This window comes from Seonamhaeicola sediminis (genome assembly GCF_004358095.2).
GTDB classification, from domain to species: Bacteria; Bacteroidota; Bacteroidia; order Flavobacteriales; family Flavobacteriaceae; genus Seonamhaeicola; species Seonamhaeicola sediminis.
Window position 1 is genome coordinate 23,638 of the sequence record NZ_SMZJ02000002.1, and the last position, 18,064, is coordinate 41,701.

An 18,064-nucleotide genomic window follows, 5' to 3' on the forward strand; every position below is an offset into this window, starting at 1 on the left:
ATTTTTTGCATTTGCATAAAACAGTAGCAACACTTTTAGCGTTTTTATACTTAATTGCTATGTTAAGACCCATTCAACCTTATGTTGAATATGTACTTAATCAAGATTATATAGCTGAATTTTTATGTATTAACAAAGACAAGCCAGAGCTTCAATGTAATGGTAAATGCCATCTAGCCAAAGAAATTAAAAAACAACAAGAGCAAGAACCTTCTAAGGCTTTATCAATTTCAATGGAAAATTACCCCATTGGGTTTGTTAACATACTAAATATCAAAACCGAAAATAATTACACGTTAAAAGAAACACAAGCATTCTTTTACAACAATCTTTACAACTTCACTTTCAAAGAAGTTCTTTTTCAACCTCCTATAGTTTAAGTTTTTAAAATTTTACAGCATAAATACTCGGAAACTATTTATGTATATCACTTTGAATATAATTAAAAAAAAATTATTTAAAAACATTTTCAAACTATAACAATGAGAAAATATATGGCTTTGTGCCTTAATATTTTGTTTGTTAGTTTAACATACTCCCAAACAAAACAGGACAGTACTGTTACAAAAACAACACAATTACCTGATGTAATTGTAACAGGAAATTCAAATACAGACCCCACACATAGTACTGTTAAAAATGACTACCATAAAAAAGGTACGCAACCCAAAAATGTAGCAGATTTATTTTCTGAAATAAATGGATTCTCTCTAATAAAACGTGGTAATTATGCAATTGATCCAACCTTTAGAGCATCGGCTTATGAGCAATTAAATGTGATGTATGATGGTGGCACCAAAGCGTTACATGCCTGCCCTAATAGAATGGATCCAATTACTACTCATGTAATACCAGAAGAAATTGAAAAAATTGAAGTAGTAAAAGGCCCTTACACTGTAAGATACGGTGCTACTTTTGGAGGTATTGTAAACATGGTAACCAAAGACCACAATACTCTAGAAAATGGATTTCATGGAAAAGCTTCTGCCGGCTATGAAACCAATGGCAATGCTCTTGTTAATATGCTTCAATTACAGCATGTTTCCTCTAAATTCAATATTTCCGGAAATATAGGTTACAGAGATTTTGAAGACTATGAAGATGGTGATAATAATGCCATTCCCTCTGCTTTTAAAAGTACAGATTATGGATTAAAATTAGGATATAACCTTTCTGAAAAACAATATTTACAAGGTCATTGGCGACAATCGTTTGGAAGAGACATCAAGCATGCTGCATTACCAATGGATACCGAGTATGACAATAGCACCATTGTTTCATTAGATTATAAAGCTGAGGGTATTTCGAATACTTTAAAAGGAATTACTGTAAAAGGATTTTACAGCTATGTTGATCACTTAATGACCAATGAAAACAGACCTAATTTCAATATGGTTTTTGCATCTTCTCCAGTGAATTCAACCACTATTGGCGGAAAAATAGAAACTCATTGGCTATTTAATAAAATGAACCTCTTCATTGGTACCGACGCTAATTTAATTGGAAGAGAAGGAACGCGCACACGTACCATTAAAATGATGAATGGCAATATGCTTCCAGAACCCATAGTAAGGCAAGATAAAATTTGGCAAGATGCCAGTTTAAATGATATTGGTTTGTTTTCTGAAGCTAAATATCAAATTAACAAAACAACTTTTACAGCTGGTTTACGTTTAGATTTAGTAAATACTAATGCAAAAGATTTGGAAGATGACTTTGCCTCAATTTATGGAAATGATGTACGGCAGAGCGAAACTAATTTTAGTGGAACCATGTCTATAAAACAAAAAATTTCCAACAACACAATCATGGAAGTGGCTTATGGGCGTGGCGTTAGAACAGCCAATATGATTGAACGTTATATCAATCATTTTACAGTTGGTCAAGACAGCTTTGAATATTTAGGAAACCCATTATTAAAACCAGAAATTAATAATCAATTTGAAATTGGTTTTAAAGGATATTCCCAGATAAATGCATTTAATAATTTCACTTATCAACTATCTGCTTTTTATAGTGTCTATGACAATTATATTTCTGCCATTATAGACCCCTCTATTCCTAGAAAGTTCATGCCAATGCAACAACCCCAGTTCACTAAAGTGTTTATAAACATTGATGATGCCTATAAAACGGGACTAGAGTTTATGGTTAAGTTTAATTTTCTAAAGAGTTTTTATATTCAAAATCAATCAGCTTATGTAAGGACTAAGAATAAGGATTTTGGTGAGTCTCTACCGTTAAATCCTCCATTTACTTCAACGTTTATTTGGGGTATAGATAAAGAATTTTATTGGGCTAAGATTTTATACAACGTTACTTCAAGACAATCTCATATAGCTCCATCATTTGGAGAAATAGAAACTCCAAGTTTTGAAACTTTAGATGTAAAATTAGGCGCTACCTTGTTTGAAAAATTCACACTAGGAGTTGCTTGTTTAAACCTTTTTGATGAGACCTACACCAATCATTTAAATTTTTCCTACAGAAATCAAGCAGACTTTAATATGAGCCCAATTACAGAACCAGGGCGAAATTTTACAGCGTTCCTTCAATATAAGTTCTAAACTTTTGGTCACACATTAGAACTCTACTTTTATTGGCAAATTAAAGAAAAAGCATTTCATATGAAGTGCTTTTTCTTTGATTTAAATTTATTGATAAAGTTGTATCTTTAAAATAAAAAATGTGCAAAAACCTTTGTTTATTAATTATTGCTCTTTTTTGGAACTTTAGCTGCAGTAAAGACATTAACGCCAATGATATGGGGTTTCTTGAAAACCTAGATACTCCCCAAGAAAACAATAATACCAATAACCAATCAAATTTTAAACTATTATCTTTAGGCGATAGTTATACTATTGGTGAGGGTGTTTGTGATACCTGTAGTTTTCCTGAACAATTAAAAGATAAATTAAAATCTGAAATGGGTACAGACAAGACTTTTGATTTAAAAATAGTTGCACAAACTGGATGGCCTACAAACAAATTAATCAATGCTATTAATGATGAAAATTTAATCAAAGATTATGATTTAGTTACTTTACTCATTGGTGTTAATAATCAATTTCAAGGACTTTCATTTTCTATTTTTGAACGAGAGTTTTCTCAATTGGTAGATAAATCTATTGCACTAGCAAAAGGTGACAAATCTAATATCATTGTTATTTCAATACCTGATTACACTTTTACTCCGTATGGATCTAATTTTGCAAGCTCTGTTAATGTAAGCGCTCAAATAGATACTTATAATACATTTATCCAATCGTATTGTAACACTAATAATATTGACTTTGTAAACATTACAGACATGAGCAGAACAGGATTAACAAACACCTCTTTGGTTGCAGATGATGGTTTACATCTCTCAGCACTGGCTTACAATAGAGTTGCTAATCTCCTTTTACCTTTAGCACTCGAAAAATTAAAAGATTAATAGATTCTACGCTACTAAAATTGCTTATATGATACAGCTTTTTTGTTTACATTTACTTTATGCTTTCTTCTAGAAAAAGATTAGACCACGCCTACAAAAGCTCTAAAATTATTGCTTTTGATGACAACAGCAAATTCATTCTCTTTAGTGATTGCCACCGCGGCGATAATAGTTTTGCAGACGACTTTGCGAACAACCGAAACATCTATTTTCATGCCTTAAAACATTACTATCAAGAGGGATTCCAGTACTGTGAACTGGGCGATGGTGATGAACTATGGGAGAATACTTCGTTCTCCTCTATTTTACATGCGCATAAAAATATATTCTTGCTCATGCGTAAATTTCATAAAGAAAAAAAACTACATATGATTTGGGGTAACCATGATATGGTATACAGAAATCCAGACTATGTTAAAAAAAATCTTGCCAACTACTTCGACCCAAAAGTTGGTAAACACGTTGAGCTTTTAGGAGATATCAACTATCATGAAGGAATTGTTTTAAAGCATAGTAACACAGGCCAAGAACTATTTTTAACCCATGGTCATCAAGCCGATTGGTGGAACTATCTTTTCTGGAAATGGAGCCGCTTTATGGTGCGTGTTCTTTGGAAACCTTTAAATGTTATGGGGATTGCAGATCCTACAAGTCCTGCAAAAAACTATAAAGAGTTGATAAAAGTAGAGCGGCGTACCAAAAAATGGATTACAGAAAACAACAATCTTTTAACTATTGTTGGACACACCCATCGTCCACGTTTTCCAGAACCAGGAGACATTGCTTTTTTTAATGATGGTAGTTGTGTACACCCTCGTAGTATTACTGGTTTAGAAATTGAAAACGGAGCTATATCATTAATTAAATGGCAAATTGCCACCAGGGATGACGGCACATTACATATTTTAAGGGTGCTTTTAGAAGGCCCAACAAAACTTCAAGATTATAAAACTCAATTAAACTTTAGTGACAACTATACTTAGAAAACGATATGAAGGCTTTTTACATACATCATATTTATGGAAAAGTGATAGTGTTTTTGGGTTAAAACAATTTGAAATTGAATCATATTCCTCAGAAATTCATATAACCATTGACCCCTCACTACGCCTAGGTAAATACATAGAGCGTTTTGTTTCTTTTGAACTGAAGCAACAAAACAAAATTGAAGTTTTAGCCGAAAACATTCAAATACAAAAGGACAAAATAACTATAGGTGAATTAGACTTTTTGTTTAGAAAAAATAAATCTTCTTTTCATCTTGAAGTTATCTATAAATTCTATTTGTACGATGATACTGTTGGAGGTTCTGAAATTGAACACTTTATTGGTCCTAACCGGAAAGATTCTCTAATTGAAAAACTTAATAAGCTAAAAGAAAAACAGCTACCACTACTCTATTCTAAAGAATGCCAGCCTTATTTAGAAAAGTTAGGTTTAGAAGCTGCATCAATATTACAATACGTTTATTTTAAGGCTCAATTATTCTTACCTTATTCACATCAAAATATAAAGTTAAAAACACTAAATAATGCATGCGTAGAAGGTTTCTATATTAACCATAACCAGTTATTGGAATTTAAAGCGTGTAAATTTTATATTCCAAGTAAAAAAGATTGGTTGCTGATTCCGAACACCAATGTAACATGGCTAAACTTTGAAGGTTTTAAAAACACTACAAAGGATTATTTAAAGAATGAATATTCAACCCTCTGTTGGATAAAATTCAAAAACGGTGCTGTAAAAAAAATGTTCTTAGTTTGGTGGTAAACTAAGAACATTAAATTTTAATCTAAGATACTTTTTTCCAATAACTATCAGAAAAATAGTCATTCTTTACTCCTTAGGTAATCTTTCATCAATCATTTTAAGTGGCATTCCCTCCATTAAATCAAACACATCAATAATACTTCTAAAGGTATCTTCTTCTTCTGATTGTTCCGAAATAAACCATTGTAAAAATACTTCAGTGATTAAATCACCTTCTTTTCTTGCGGATTTAAATATTTTGAAAATAGATTCGGTCACAGCTATCTCTTGCTCCAATCCCGTTTCATAAATTCCTCTTAAACTTTCAAAATCATTATTCACATTAGTAACATTTGGTGATATAGCAGCACCACCATTGTCATTTATAAATGTAAATATTTTCATAGCATGCTCACGTTCCTCTTCTGCTTGTTTATAGAAAAAAGCTTTACTGTTAAGTAATTCACGTTGATCACACCAAGATGCCATGGCTAGATATGAAGCCGAAGCTTTCATCTCCATACCAATCTGGTTATTTAATAAATCCATCACATCTGGATGAATTGACATTTGTTTTCTTATTGCTGTTGTATTCATAACTATTCTATTTTTATCAAAGTTACGACAAAAACAGTGCTTAAACCAATTTGTTTAAAATTTAAAAAAAGTCTAAATAAATTTAAAATTTAGACTAAAACAGGTTTGAAATCTAAAAAAAATAGTGCAATCTCCTCCTTTAGCTTTAATAATTGAGGGATTTCTAAGAAGATTAAATGTTGTTTATCAGCTACAAAAAGCAAAACAAAATTCTCATTATTAATAATTTTATTGAGTGTGTTAATAGTGGTTAATCCATTTATCTTACGCCTTAATTCTAACATTTGAGGAAACGTTAATTGAATCTCTTTATTGGGCGTCACTAAAACGTACTTACAAAACGTAGATTGCCTTATTTGATAGCTATTTTGTATGTTAGTTTCTAAATTCACTATACAAATATAACTTTAATTTAGAATAAATAAAAATAATGGTTACTAAAACAATCAATGACTTTCTATAAACACCCTCTTTATAAAATGGGAATATTCATTTATATAGGAACATTGTAAATTTAACTCTCTGGAGCTAACTCAACTTCGAGACCTTCCATTTCTGGGGTTAACTGAATTTGACATCCTAAACGAGAGTTAGTCCTAACATCAAAAGCTTCAGATAACATAGCTTCTTCATCATCGCTCATAGGAGGTAATTCATTATTACTATTTATATAACATTGGCATGAAGCACACATAGCCATCCCTCCACAAACACCAATAGTGCCTTCTGGTGCTAACTCATATGACCTAACCACTTCCATTAAATTCATAGCCATGTCTGTTGGGGCTAAAATTTCATGTTTTATTCCTTCTCTATCTGTTACTTTTATTTTTACATCAACCATAACAAAAAACAATAATTTTTATTTTTCAAATAGAATGAGCCGTCAAAAATAAAATTATTTTTACTTAAATTTTATTTTTTAAATCAATTATTTCTATCGATTTAATAGGATTAAGTTATACCAAAATATAACTCTTTAAATATCTGCTATTTACAACAAATACGTGGAGAAAAAATAATGAAGTAAGGGCTATATATAGTGTTTATTCAATCCTTATTTTCAAAACTACTACCATTATTCCAATATTGCGGTTTTGAGTCTTTCGTTTCTTGATTCCAATAATCTTGGGTAACTTTTTTACCATCAAAAGTTTCTAATTTGCGTTGAAAAACCCAGATGGTTGGATTAAACACCATATCGGTAACGCCAATGGTATAAAGTTGCGGGTCTTCTCCAGATTTTCTTTTATCCTCCTGTACAAGGACCTCAAAACCATTATACTCTAAAAGACTTTTAAGAAAATCTCGCCTATCAGCAGTTATTCCTTTTTCAACAAAAGTAACCCGAGTATCTTCAATACTGCCAAACATATGTTTGCCTGCTAATGCCATAATTTAGTTTAAAAAGCTTTTACTTAATTCATGAATATAATTGTATAATGGGCTATACAAGCCAATAACCAAAATGCCAACTGCTGTAATAAGCAAACCTAATTTCATATAAATTTTACTTTTGAAATATGGAATAGCATTCTCATTTTTTCTTAGAAACATAGCTCTAACTACCAATAAATAATAGTATAATGATATTGTAACATTAACCACCGCTAAGAAAACGAGCAAATAATAACCTTTACTTGCAGCTGCAGTGAATAGAAAGAATTTCCCAAAAAAACCTGCAACTGGAGGAATGCCAGCTAATGAGAATAAAGCTAGCATCATTACCAAACTTAAATTAGGATTGGTTCTGTATAAACCTTCATAGTCTTTCATATTTTCTTTTCCCGTTTGAAGTGAAATAGCTTGAACCACCCCAAAAGCTGCCAAATTTGAGAACACATAAATTAACACAAAGTAAACTACAGTTGCTATACCTAGTTGATTTCCCGTTATCATTCCCAACAGAATAAAACCAGCTTGTGCAATAGATGAAAAAGCTAAAAAGCGTTTCATGTTTTGCTGCCTTAGTGCAAATAGATTACCAATAAACATGGTTATTATAGCAATGACATAAATGATATTCTCCCAAATTGCCATTAAAGGTTTTAGAACGGTAAAGAGCAAAATCATTAATATAAAAACTGCAGCTCCTTTTGAAATGACGGATAAATAAGCAGCGATACTTATTGGAGCACCTTCATAAACATCAGCAGTCCAGAAATGAAATGGCACTAATGATATTTTAAATCCTAAACCTGCAAAGAATAAAACAAAACCTAAAATGGTAAGATTATTTGAAGTTATAATCTCAGAAATTTCAATAAAATAAATAGACCCTGTTGTTGCGTAGAGTATGGAAATACCAAACAGCGAAACTCCAGACGCCAATGCTGCAGAAAGTATTAACTTAATACCCGATTCACTCGATATCCGTTTAGTAATATCATAGGCCGCCAAAGCAGCTACGGGTAATGTGGACAACTCTAAACCCAAATAAAACATAAGGAAATCTCCAGCTGAAATCATAAAATACATTCCTAGCAAAGATGAAAAAAGAAGCATAAAAAACTCCGTTCCCCTTTGTTGGTGCAATATCTTTTCTTCAATCCAATCGCCTGATTGTAAAAGCAAAATCAACACACCAATATTTAATACACTCTTGAAGAATTTGATGAGTTCATTGGTATGGAACATACCTCCAAATAAATCTCCATAATCCATCTTTAAAAAGCCTACAATGGTATGAATTCCAAACAAGAAAATAGCCAAATGAACAATACTGTTCTTTTTATTATTTGCTATAGACACTTCGGCTACCAACAACAATAAGGTTATTGCTAAAAGTATTATTTCATGCCTCATTAATAAAAAACTACTAAAATCCATTATTTGTTTTTTAACTTTTATAACAAACCTTTAATAAAAGGATCTAGACTTTCTAATATCATATCACTTAGCCATAGCGGTGCTACACCAATCCCAACTATTGGAATTAACAACAATAAAATTCCAAATCGTTCATACCATGTTACCTTTTCCAACTTTAAATAAGCCTCTTTTTTTATAGGTCCCATTAACATAATACCTACCACCCTTAAAATGTAAACTGCTGTAATAACTATAACCGAAACAGACAAAATGGTAGCTACTCTCATAAACATATTATCTTCCTGAAAGGCACCAACAAATATGTTCATCTCCGCTACAAATCCACTAAAACCAGGTAATCCTAAGGAAGCCAAACCTGCAATAACATAAATTACCGATATAAACGGAATCACTTTTAGTAGGCCACCTAGTTTACCAATGTCTCTAGTATGGGTTCTTCCGTAAATCATTCCAATTAAAGCAAAAAAGAGTGCCGTCATAAATCCATGTGATAAAGATTGCAGTATAGCTCCGTTCCAAGCGGTTTTATTTAGCATTAATAAGGCAAATAATACCAACCCTAAATGACTTACCGATGAGTAGGCATTAATATATTTTAAATCTGTTTGTTTAATGGCACTAAAGGCGCCATAAACAACGCCTATTACAGACAGAATAATAAATACCCAAGACCAATCAATAGCTCCCAGTGGTAATAGATACATAGCTACTCTAAACACACCGTATCCTCCTAATTTCATAAGTACGCCAGCATGTAGCATAGATACCGCCGTAGGTGCTGATGCGTGACCATCTGGAGACCAGGTATGAAATGGAAATAAAGCCCCAATAACCGCAAAACCAATAAAGGTTAACGGAAAGAATAATTTTTGAGATTCAATTGGAATATTCACCTGAGCTATTTCTAAAATATTAAAAGTTAAGGCACCACCATCTGCATCAGAATTAAAGTAAATTCCTAATATACCAACCAATAAAATTGCCGAGGCTCCCATAAGCATTAATGTCAATTTCATTGCTGAATATTCCTTTGGTCCAGAACCCCAAATCCCAATTAATAAATACATAGGTATTACGGCTATTTCAAAGAATACAAACATGGTAAATAAATCTAGGGAAATGAAGAAACCATAAACACCAATAGACAACACTATGAGTGATATAAAAAATTCTTTAGGTAAATCACACATTTTCCATGAAATGAAAACGCCTGCTAGAACTACAATAGCTGTAAGCAGCAATAAAGCAACTGAAACACCATCAACACCAATAGTGTAATGAATATTAAAAGGTTCAAACCAAACGATGTCCTTTGTAAAAACCATGATACTACTGTTAACAGCTCGTTCTTTAAAATAGGCAAAAACAAGGTTAATGGCCATAAGAAGCTGAACCGAACTTCCCACCATAGAAACTACGCGCGCTTGTTTCAAGTTTTTAGTAAAAACTAAAACCAGAATGGTAATAATAGGAACGATTATAAAAAGAGATAAAATATCCATATTTAGTTTGTCCATAAATAAATAAACACTAGCGCTATAACAACCACACCTGCAACAAAGGCAAACCCGTAATCCTGCACTTTACCAGATTGCATGCCTTTTATTTTATTAGAAAATACTACGGTTTTATTTCCAATGCCTTCCATAGTTCCATCAACAACTTTTTTATCGAATTTGGCTATAGGTGCAGATACTCTTTTAAATAATACCTTTTTGGTTATAAACAAGTAAATCTCATCAAAATAAAACTTATCGATCGCCCACTTATAAAGAGGCCCAAAAGCTTTAGCGTATATATCTGATAAGCCGTTCTCTTTCTTATAAAACACCCAAGCTAATGCAACACCAATAATACCAACAGTAATTGCTATAGCGGCTAAAGGATAGTTTAAATGTGCCTGAAAACCAGATTTATCTGCCGTGACAAATTCACTAAAAGGAATAAACCCTCCTACTATACTTAACAAGGCTAGAATAATTAGAGGGAACGTCATTGATAAAGGTGACTCTTTTGGCTTATGCATGTAGGCTGTGTCTTTTCCCCAGAAAATTCCGAAGTACAGTCTAAACATATAAAACGCTGTTAACCCAGCTACAAATAGAGCTACGCAGTAAATGAGTTTGTTATGTTCAAACGCGGCTACTAATATTTCATCTTTACTCCAAAACCCTGCAAAAGGAGGCACTCCTGCAATAGCTAAAGCTGCAATTAGAAAGGTAATATTGGTAACAGGCATATACTTACGTAAACCACCCATATCCTTTAAATAATTACTATGCACCGCATGAATTACAGACCCAGCACCTAAAAACAGGAGTGCTTTAAACATGGCGTGTGTAAACAAGTGGAACATTGAAGCCATATAACCAACACCTTCATGTGCTTCATAACCCGAAACCCCTAATGCCAAAATCATATATCCTAATTGGGACATCGTAGAAAAAGCTAAAACACGTTTTATATCGGTTTGGGTTATAGCTATAATAGCAGCAAATAATGCCGAAAATGCCCCAACATATGCCACAATATTTAAAGCAAAACCATCTTCAACAAAATAGAACATAGGAAATAATCTTGCCACTAAAAACACCCCAGCCACTACCATAGTTGCTGCATGAATTAAAGCTGAAACAGGCGTGGGGCCTTCCATGGCGTCAGGTAACCAAATATGAAAAGGAAACATTGCCGATTTACCTGCACCACCAATAAAAATTAATATCAATGCCCAAGTAATTACTGATAGCCCCATAAACGAGGTAGCTGCCCAATTTAAAATAGCACTACCTTCTGGATTGTTTAATGTTTCAAAATCGAACGTTCCTGTGTAATAACCAATAATCATGATACCTATTAAGAAACCAAAATCGGCAAAACGTGTTACTATAAAAGCCTTTTTTGCTGCAGCAATAGCTGAAGTCTTGGTGTAATAGTATCCAATTAACAAATATGAGGACACACCAACCAATTCCCAAAAAATATAAATTTGAAACAAGTTAGTAGCCAAAACCAAACCATACATTGAAAAGGTAAAAAGCCCTAGAAATGCAAAGAATTTGGTATATCCTTCATCTCCCTTCATATAACCTCTGCTGTATATATGGACCATTAGTGATACTACCGAAACCACCACTAACATCATCACTGAAATAGGGTCTATGAGTATACCCATATCAATATGAAGTGTCTCCGTGAAATTCATCCAAACGGATTTCTCTGAGAATGTTTGATAGATTTCATTAACTTTTCCATAAACAAAAAAGTATTGATATACAGCATAAAAAGAAAGTATCGTCGATGCTAACAATCCAAAAACCCCGATATAACCAGAAACTGCAGGTTTTATTCTTTTATGAAATACTCCCAGTAATAAGAAAACCACAAAGGGAATTATTGGAATTAATATGATGTAATCAATATTCATAATACAAAAATTAATACTTCATTATTTCGGTATCCTTAACCTCAACAGAGCTAATTTGTCTGTAAAGATTTATTATTATTGAAATAGCGAGGGCTGTTTCTGCAGCTGCTACAGCTATGATAAAAATTGAAAAAAATACCCCTTGCAACACATCTGGGTAGAGATACTTATTTATTATTACAAAATTTACTACAGAGGCGTTTAGAATCAATTCAACCGAGATTAACATAGATATCAAATTGGTTCTAGTTAAAAATCCATAAACACCAATAAAAAATATGATTGTAGTTAGTGTTAATATTTCATATATGGTAATACCTTCAATCATAATCAATCTTCAGTTTTATTGACTAATTTTTTTCCTTTTGCAATAATTATGGCTCCAACCATGGCTGCTAATAAAAGTATACTTACAACTTCAAACGGAAGCACAAAACCACCTGCTTCATAGCTTAACATTTTTGAACCAATATCAGCTGTTGTAGTAGTGTTTGCATTTTCAACAACATTAAAATCATGAGTATAGATGGTACTTAATACCACACCAATTCCAATCAAACAAGTTATACCAGCAATGACTTGTTTTAATGGCTTTGCCAATTCTAATTCTAATTCTATATGATGCACTAAAAGCACAGAGAATATCATTAAAACAATAATACCTCCAGCATAAACGGTTAGCTGAACAGCTGCCAGAAAATTATAATCTATTAAAAAGAAAATACCAGCAACACCAACAAGAACAAATAATAAATAAATAACAGACCTAAGCATTTTTCGGTTGCTTACAGCGGCAACTGCAAATACAATCATAATAATTGCAATTATGTAAAATATGATTCTTTCCATAATTTAATCTTCTACACCAGCTCTAAGTTTAGAATCTGGTTTATTTAAAACTCTGGTTAACGCTGTTCTATCATACACTGAATTTTCAAAATTTTGTCCCCATTTTATAGCATCTGTGGGACAAACATCAATACACAAACCACACATAGTACACATGCTTAAGTGGTAAACAAATTTGTCTATTTTCTTTTTGTTTTTACCAGTATGCTCGTCTATGCCCCGGTCCCAAATTATTTCAATGGTTCCGTTTGGACAGGCTATTTCACATTTCTGACAACCAGTACACGCATGTTCATTATTTTCGTCATGGGGCATAATTACTTCTCCCCGAAATCGATCAAACATTTTTAGGGTATCTCTATTATCTGGATATTGCTGAGTAATGGCTCCTTTTCTAGAATTTAAAAAATACTTTCCCGTAATACTCATTCCGGTGAGAAGTGTTTTAATTCCGTTAAATATGTTAGAAAAATAGCTCATACTATTTATATCAGAATAATTAGATTTTGCCAAACAATAAATGCCATAACAACAATATTTACTAAGTTAATTGGTAATAAATATTTCCATTCAAGGGTTAGTAATTGGTCTACTCTTAGCCTAGGAAATGTCCATCTAAACCACATCATTAAAAACACCAATAACAGCGTTTTTACTAAAAACCATAAAACACCTAACCAAGGAATAGATTCAGTAATTCCGAAAGGTGATAACCAAGCACCAAAAAATACAGTGGTAGCAATAGCCGCAATTAAAAACATATTGATAAATTCTGCTAAAAAGAAATAAGCAAACTTCATCCCAGAATACTCAGTATGAAAACCTGCCCCAAGTTCTGATTCAGCTTCAACCATATCAAACGGTGCTCTATTGGTTTCGGCAGTTCCAGCAATCATATAAATCATAAATGCAATGATTGCAGGTATATGTCCCTGAACAATTAACCAACCGCTTTTTTGTAATTCTACAATTTCTGAAAGTTGTAATGAACCTGTTAACAAAATCATGGTTAAAAGTGATAAACCTACCGAAAGTTCATAGCTAATGGTTTGCACGCCACTCCGCATGGCTCCAATTAAGGCAAACTTGTTATTACTTGCCCAACCACCTAATAAAATACCTATAACTCCAATTGATGAAACTGCTATTAAAAAGAAAATACCAATATTAATATCGAAAGCTTGAAATTCTTTGGTAAATGGTATAAGACCTAAAGCCATTAAAGCCGAAATAATTACAAAATATGGCGCTAAATTATACAGAAATTTATCGGCTCTGTCTGTTCCAGTTAGTTCCTTTGAAACTAACTTTAAGGCATCAGCCATGGTTTGAAGTAGCCCCTGAAACCCAACTCTATTAGGTCCAATCCTAAGTTGAAACCAAGCTGCTACTCTTCTCTCAAGTAAAACTAAAAACAAACCTGCTACAGAAAATATTCCTAAATAAATTAATGCTATAATTACCATAGCTATATAGCCAGCGGCTGACTCTGACATCATGCTTACAAGGCATTCTTGAATAGTTTCGGTAATGTTTAGAGATATTTGCATTAACTATAATTTATCTATCAATATCTGGGATTACTAAATCCAACGTAGCCATAGTAGCTACTAAATCGCCAATTTTTCCACCAACGGCCATATGGTTTAAAGCCGATAAATTTGAAAAACCTGGTGATCTGAATTTCATTCTATAGGGATTCTTTGTTCCTGTACTAATGATGTAAACTCCCAACTCACCCCTTGCAGTTTCTACTTTTTGATAAAATTCCCCTTTGGGTAACTTTATCACAGCATTGGTTTTTACGCGATGTTCTCCTTCTGGGATATTATCTATTAACTGTTCTATAATTGACAACGACTCCCACAACTCTTTAATTCTAACATTATATCTTGCAAAAGTATCGCCGTCTGTTTCTAAGACTTCATTAAAGGTTACTTTATCTAAGGCACTATAAGGATGGTATTTTCTAACATCGCACGAATAACCCGAGCCACGTGCCACAGGCCCGGAAACACCAAAAGAAATAGCATCTTCTTTTGATAACACTCCCACCCCTTTAGTTCGTTTCTGAAATATAACGTTACCTGTTAACAGTTTATCATACTCTGGTATTTTTGTTTTAAAATGGACAATAAATTCCTTAACCCGTTTTATGAAATTAGGATGAATATCCCACATTAACCCTCCTGGAACATTATAATTCATAGTTAGACGAGCTCCACAGGTTTCCTCAAAAATATCATTAATCATTTCACGGTCTCTAAACCCATAAAAATAGGTGGTAAGCGCACCAACATCCATTCCCATAACACCCCACCATAAACAATGTGACGCAATTCTGGTAAGTTCTCCAATAATGGTCCTAATAACTTTTACTCTATCTGGAATTTCCAACTCTAGAGCATTTTCAACCGTTAAACAAACGGCCTCATTGTTAATATGCGATGACAAATAATCCATCCTATCTGTTAAATGCACAATTTGTTGGTAACTATCGCGCTCACACATTTTTTCAATAGAACGGTGTATGTAACCTAAATCTGGTTCTACCTTTTTTATAATCTCTCCATCAATAGTCAGCAACAGGCGTAGTACCCCGTGGGTAGCCGGATGCTGAGGCCCCATATTAATGAAATACTCCTCAGATTTGAAACTATTATTTAAGGTAGCTGTTTCTTGCATACTATTATTTAATGACCATATTTATCTCATCTACATAATCTTTTCTAAGCGGAAACCCATCCCATTCTGGTGTTAAGAAAAGTCTTTTTAAATTAGGATGATTATTAAAATTTATACCAAAAAAATCAAATACTTCACGCTCATGAAACTCTGCGGTTCTCCATAAATCACAAACGGAATCAAAGGTTGGATTATCTCTGTCTTTGGTTTTTACTTTTACAACAATATTATGACGATGTTTTGTAGATTCTAGGTGATACACAATTCCCAATTCTGCTCCCCAATCAACACCAGTTAAACAAAACAAATAATCTAAACTTGTTTCTGAATTAATCTTTAACTTGTTCATTAATTCATGTAAGTTTTCTGGTTTCACCAAGACATTCAAAAACTGTGATCCTTCTTCTGTAAACTCTAAAAGACTAGGGTTTACAGACTCTTCAATTTCAGATTCTTTCTCTTCTCTGTCAATATCAACAGACTCTGATTTTATTTCAAATTCTGGATTAGGAAACCATTCACTTATTAATATTTGTAAAGCTTCGTTAGTCATTTATTTAATTGTAAAATCCGTCATCAAACCCGTCAATAGGATTCTTTTTATGTTTCATGCTTTCGGTTCTAATTTTATCTTGTAGCATTAGCATCCCTTCTAACAAAGCTTCAGGTCTTGGAGGACAACCGGGCACATAAACATCAACTGGAATCACATGATCTGCCCCTTTTACTACAGAGTACGTATTATAAAAAAAAGGCCCCCCCGAAATAGCACAAGCTCCCATAGCTATTACATATCTAGGCTCAGCCATTTGATCATAAAGCCGCCTCAATACTGGTGCCATTTTATTTACAATGGTACCCGCAATGATAATTAAATCTGCTTGTCGTGGAGAAGGACGTGCTACTTCAAAACCAAACCTAGAATAATCATGTCTAGCTGCGCCTGTTTGCATCATTTCTATAGCACAACAGCTTGTTCCAAAGTAAAGCGACCACAAAGAGTTTGAACGCCCCCAATTGATAATTTTATCTAATGAGGTTACAACAATATTAGCACCGTTTCCAGCTGGAATAACTTTTCCAGGAAAATCATCCGGTATTTTATATGTGTTGTCTACTCCCATTTTAATGCGCCTTTTTTCCATGCATAAAGCAAACCTAAACCAAGTATGACTAAAAAGATAAGAATTTCAATAAATGCAATACCTCCTATATCTCCAAAAACTACCGCCCAAGACACAAGAAATGCTACCTCAACATCAAAAATTAAAAATAGTATAGCAAAAAGATAATAACCTACCTTAAACTGAACCCATGTTGGGCCAATAGTTTTCATACCGCTTTCATAAGGTTCTCTTTTTTGTGGGCTATCTGATTTATGTGAAATTAAATTTGATAAAAAATTTGCACCAGCAACCAATACAATTCCCGAAATAAAAAATACTATAATAGCTTCAGAGCCCATAATATTAACAATTTATTTAACCTCGTAAGTATCTCCAGAAAAGAACAAATCATCGGTATAATGAAAGTTTGATTTCCTTTTAACTTCTTTTATTTGATTATCCATTCTTTCATCAAAGGTTATATCATCATAACTTCTAATTATCCCAGTAACTTTTGGATAATGTAACCTAACAAGCATTTGGTGTAAAGTTGGATCTTGCTCCTTGGCATCATGTACCAAAATATCTTCTTGGGTTATTCCATTTTCTCCTATGGTAACCACTTCTAATTTCAATCCTTTTAAAACAAGTCCTTTATCTCGTTCTTTACCAAAAATCATAGGTTTACCATGTTCAACAAATAATTGTTTATCCTCGCGCACTGCCTTATCAGTAAATTCATCATAACACCCATCATTAAATATGGGACAGTTTTGCATCACCTCAATTAATGAAGTGCCTTCAAACTTTTCAGCTTCAATAAATATTTGAGTCATCTCTTTAGGAGTATTACCTCCAATTCTTGCAAAAAAACGTGCTTGAGCACCAATGGCTAATTCTCCAGCAGAAAAAGGAGGTTGCGTGTTTCCGTAAGGTGACGATTTTGTTTTCTGACCAACCAATGAGGTTGGTGAAAACTGCCCTTTGGTTAGGCCGTATATTTCATTATTGAATAAAACAATATTTAAATCTACATTTCTACGTAATACATGAATAAAATGATTTCCCCCAATAGCCATAGAATCACCGTCACCAGTAATTACCCATACACTAAGGTTGGGATTTGCTAACTTAGTTCCTGTTGCAATGGCAGGTGCTCTACCATGAATGCTATGCATGCCATAAGTATCCATATAATATGGGAAACGAGAAGAACAGCCAATACCAGATATAAAAACTACATCTTGTTTTTTAACGCCCATTTCTGGAAGTGCTTTTTGCATTGCTCTTAAGATAACATAGTCATCACAACCAGGGCACCATCTAACTTCCTGATCACTAGCAAAATCTTTAAAAGTGTATTTTTTTTCTACTGTTGTATCCATA

General features: G+C 33.1%; 21 protein-coding genes. 5 read left to right on the forward strand and 16 right to left on the reverse strand.

The window, feature by feature from the left end; genetic code table 11:
- Window positions 1-11: 11 nt before the first annotated feature.
- The 5 genes from E1J38_RS02725 to E1J38_RS02745 all read left to right on the forward strand — a co-directional run bounded on the left by E1J38_RS02725 (window position 12) and on the right by E1J38_RS02745 (window position 5,206).
- On the forward strand, window positions 12-380 hold the full coding sequence (locus E1J38_RS02725; protein ID WP_133355969.1) for a hypothetical protein: 369 nt from the start codon (window positions 12-14) through the stop codon (window positions 378-380).
- Between the two features lie 102 nt (window positions 381-482).
- On the forward strand, window positions 483-2,567 hold the full coding sequence (locus E1J38_RS02730) for a TonB-dependent receptor domain-containing protein (RefSeq protein WP_255449770.1): 2,085 nt from the start codon (window positions 483-485) through the stop codon (window positions 2,565-2,567).
- 119 nt (window positions 2,568-2,686) lie between these two features.
- Window positions 2,687-3,436, forward strand: a complete 750-nt coding sequence (locus tag E1J38_RS02735) for an SGNH/GDSL hydrolase family protein (protein ID WP_133355968.1) — start codon at window positions 2,687-2,689, stop codon at window positions 3,434-3,436.
- Window positions 3,437-3,495: 59 nt separating this feature from the next.
- Window positions 3,496-4,419, forward strand: a complete 924-nt coding sequence (locus E1J38_RS02740) for a metallophosphoesterase family protein (protein WP_133355967.1) — start codon at window positions 3,496-3,498, stop codon at window positions 4,417-4,419.
- Window positions 4,403-5,206 carry a DUF1853 family protein gene (locus tag E1J38_RS02745; RefSeq protein WP_255449771.1) on the forward strand — a complete coding sequence of 268 codons (804 nt, stop codon included), beginning with the start codon at window positions 4,403-4,405 and terminating at the stop codon, window positions 5,204-5,206. The genes E1J38_RS02740 and E1J38_RS02745 overlap by 17 nt, the downstream gene beginning before the upstream one ends.
- Before the next feature lie 66 nt (window positions 5,207-5,272).
- Here E1J38_RS02745 and E1J38_RS02750 read toward each other — a convergent pair whose 3' ends face one another.
- The 16 genes from E1J38_RS02750 to E1J38_RS02825 all read right to left on the reverse strand — a co-directional run bounded on the left by E1J38_RS02750 (window position 5,273) and on the right by E1J38_RS02825 (window position 18,063).
- The gene (locus E1J38_RS02750) at window positions 5,273-5,782 is read right to left on the reverse strand and encodes a ferritin (protein WP_133355966.1); all 510 of its coding nucleotides are present in this window, start codon (window positions 5,780-5,782) and stop codon (window positions 5,273-5,275) included.
- Window positions 5,783-5,871: 89 nt separating this feature from the next.
- The gene (locus E1J38_RS02755) at window positions 5,872-6,174 is read right to left on the reverse strand and encodes a hypothetical protein (RefSeq protein WP_133355965.1); all 303 of its coding nucleotides are present in this window, start codon (window positions 6,172-6,174) and stop codon (window positions 5,872-5,874) included.
- A 122-nt stretch (window positions 6,175-6,296) separates the two neighbouring features.
- Window positions 6,297-6,626: a 2Fe-2S iron-sulfur cluster-binding family protein gene (locus tag E1J38_RS02760; protein ID WP_133355964.1), complete on the reverse strand. Its 330-nt coding sequence runs from the start codon at window positions 6,624-6,626 to the stop codon at window positions 6,297-6,299.
- Between the two features lie 206 nt (window positions 6,627-6,832).
- On the reverse strand, window positions 6,833-7,177 hold the full coding sequence (locus E1J38_RS02765) for a hypothetical protein (RefSeq protein ID WP_133355963.1): 345 nt from the start codon (window positions 7,175-7,177) through the stop codon (window positions 6,833-6,835).
- A 3-nt stretch (window positions 7,178-7,180) separates the two neighbouring features.
- A complete protein-coding gene (locus E1J38_RS02770) occupies window positions 7,181-8,611 on the reverse strand; it encodes an NADH-quinone oxidoreductase subunit N (protein WP_133355962.1) in 1,431 nt (476 codons plus the stop codon).
- A 17-nt stretch (window positions 8,612-8,628) separates the two neighbouring features.
- A complete protein-coding gene (locus E1J38_RS02775) occupies window positions 8,629-10,116 on the reverse strand; it encodes a complex I subunit 4 family protein (protein WP_133356004.1) in 1,488 nt (495 codons plus the stop codon).
- Window positions 10,117-10,118: 2 nt separating this feature from the next.
- On the reverse strand, window positions 10,119-12,038 hold the full coding sequence (nuoL, locus tag E1J38_RS02780; protein WP_133355961.1) for an NADH-quinone oxidoreductase subunit L: 1,920 nt from the start codon (window positions 12,036-12,038) through the stop codon (window positions 10,119-10,121).
- A gap of 10 nt (window positions 12,039-12,048) precedes the next feature.
- Window positions 12,049-12,366 carry an NADH-quinone oxidoreductase subunit NuoK gene (nuoK, locus tag E1J38_RS02785; RefSeq protein WP_133355960.1) on the reverse strand — a complete coding sequence of 106 codons (318 nt, stop codon included), beginning with the start codon at window positions 12,364-12,366 and terminating at the stop codon, window positions 12,049-12,051.
- A 2-nt stretch (window positions 12,367-12,368) separates the two neighbouring features.
- Window positions 12,369-12,887, reverse strand: a complete 519-nt coding sequence (locus E1J38_RS02790) for an NADH-quinone oxidoreductase subunit J family protein (protein WP_133355959.1) — start codon at window positions 12,885-12,887, stop codon at window positions 12,369-12,371.
- A gap of 3 nt (window positions 12,888-12,890) precedes the next feature.
- Window positions 12,891-13,367 (reverse strand): 4Fe-4S binding protein, encoded by a 477-nt coding sequence (locus tag E1J38_RS02795; RefSeq protein WP_133355958.1) that lies wholly within the window; start codon window positions 13,365-13,367, stop codon window positions 12,891-12,893.
- A 5-nt stretch (window positions 13,368-13,372) separates the two neighbouring features.
- Window positions 13,373-14,437, reverse strand: coding sequence for an NADH-quinone oxidoreductase subunit NuoH (gene nuoH / locus E1J38_RS02800; protein ID WP_133355957.1), 1,065 nt, complete (start codon window positions 14,435-14,437; stop codon window positions 13,373-13,375).
- A gap of 10 nt (window positions 14,438-14,447) precedes the next feature.
- A complete protein-coding gene (locus E1J38_RS02805) occupies window positions 14,448-15,572 on the reverse strand; it encodes an NADH-quinone oxidoreductase subunit D (protein ID WP_133355956.1) in 1,125 nt (374 codons plus the stop codon).
- A gap of 4 nt (window positions 15,573-15,576) precedes the next feature.
- Entirely contained in the window at window positions 15,577-16,125 is a 549-nt protein-coding gene (locus tag E1J38_RS02810; protein ID WP_133355955.1) for an NADH-quinone oxidoreductase subunit C, read from the reverse strand.
- Between the two features lie 4 nt (window positions 16,126-16,129).
- Complete coding sequence (locus E1J38_RS02815; RefSeq protein WP_255449772.1) at window positions 16,130-16,696, reverse strand: NADH-quinone oxidoreductase subunit B; 567 nt, start codon at window positions 16,694-16,696, stop codon at window positions 16,130-16,132.
- Window positions 16,687-17,037 carry an NADH-quinone oxidoreductase subunit A gene (locus E1J38_RS02820; RefSeq protein WP_133355953.1) on the reverse strand — a complete coding sequence of 117 codons (351 nt, stop codon included), beginning with the start codon at window positions 17,035-17,037 and terminating at the stop codon, window positions 16,687-16,689. The genes E1J38_RS02815 and E1J38_RS02820 overlap by 10 nt, the downstream gene beginning before the upstream one ends.
- A gap of 12 nt (window positions 17,038-17,049) precedes the next feature.
- A complete protein-coding gene (locus tag E1J38_RS02825; RefSeq protein WP_133355952.1) occupies window positions 17,050-18,063 on the reverse strand; it encodes a 2-oxoacid:ferredoxin oxidoreductase subunit beta in 1,014 nt (337 codons plus the stop codon).
- Between the last annotated feature and the right edge of the window lies 1 nt (window position 18,064).

Excerpts from the sequence above, each read along its gene's own strand:
- nuoH (WP_133355957.1), bottom strand. The coding sequence starts at position 14,437 with ATGCAAATATCTCTAAACATTACCGAAACTATTCAAGAATGCCTTGTA.
- E1J38_RS02790 (WP_133355959.1), bottom strand. The coding sequence starts at position 12,887 with ATGGAAAGAATCATATTTTACATAATTGCAATTATTATGATTGTATTT.
- E1J38_RS02810 (WP_133355955.1), bottom strand. The coding sequence starts at position 16,125 with ATGACTAACGAAGCTTTACAAATATTAATAAGTGAATGGTTTCCTAAT.
- E1J38_RS02740 (WP_133355967.1), top strand. The coding sequence starts at position 3,496 with ATGCTTTCTTCTAGAAAAAGATTAGACCACGCCTACAAAAGCTCTAAA.
- E1J38_RS02735 (WP_133355968.1), top strand. The coding sequence starts at position 2,687 with ATGTGCAAAAACCTTTGTTTATTAATTATTGCTCTTTTTTGGAACTTT.
- E1J38_RS02760 (WP_133355964.1), bottom strand. The coding sequence starts at position 6,626 with ATGGTTGATGTAAAAATAAAAGTAACAGATAGAGAAGGAATAAAACAT.
- E1J38_RS02765 (WP_133355963.1), bottom strand. The coding sequence starts at position 7,177 with ATGGCATTAGCAGGCAAACATATGTTTGGCAGTATTGAAGATACTCGG.
- E1J38_RS02770 (WP_133355962.1), bottom strand. The coding sequence starts at position 8,611 with ATGGATTTTAGTAGTTTTTTATTAATGAGGCATGAAATAATACTTTTA.
- E1J38_RS02815 (WP_255449772.1), bottom strand. The coding sequence starts at position 16,696 with ATGGGAGTAGACAACACATATAAAATACCGGATGATTTTCCTGGAAAA.
- E1J38_RS02795 (WP_133355958.1), bottom strand. The coding sequence starts at position 13,367 with ATGAGCTATTTTTCTAACATATTTAACGGAATTAAAACACTTCTCACC.
- E1J38_RS02825 (WP_133355952.1), bottom strand. The coding sequence starts at position 18,063 with ATGGATACAACAGTAGAAAAAAAATACACTTTTAAAGATTTTGCTAGT.
- nuoL (WP_133355961.1), bottom strand. The coding sequence starts at position 12,038 with ATGAATATTGATTACATCATATTAATTCCAATAATTCCCTTTGTGGTT.
- E1J38_RS02730 (WP_255449770.1), top strand. The coding sequence starts at position 483 with ATGAGAAAATATATGGCTTTGTGCCTTAATATTTTGTTTGTTAGTTTA.
- E1J38_RS02805 (WP_133355956.1), bottom strand. The coding sequence starts at position 15,572 with ATGCAAGAAACAGCTACCTTAAATAATAGTTTCAAATCTGAGGAGTAT.
- E1J38_RS02750 (WP_133355966.1), bottom strand. The coding sequence starts at position 5,782 with ATGAATACAACAGCAATAAGAAAACAAATGTCAATTCATCCAGATGTG.
- nuoK (WP_133355960.1), bottom strand. The coding sequence starts at position 12,366 with ATGATTGAAGGTATTACCATATATGAAATATTAACACTAACTACAATC.
- E1J38_RS02775 (WP_133356004.1), bottom strand. The coding sequence starts at position 10,116 with ATGGATATTTTATCTCTTTTTATAATCGTTCCTATTATTACCATTCTG.
- E1J38_RS02820 (WP_133355953.1), bottom strand. The coding sequence starts at position 17,037 with ATGGGCTCTGAAGCTATTATAGTATTTTTTATTTCGGGAATTGTATTG.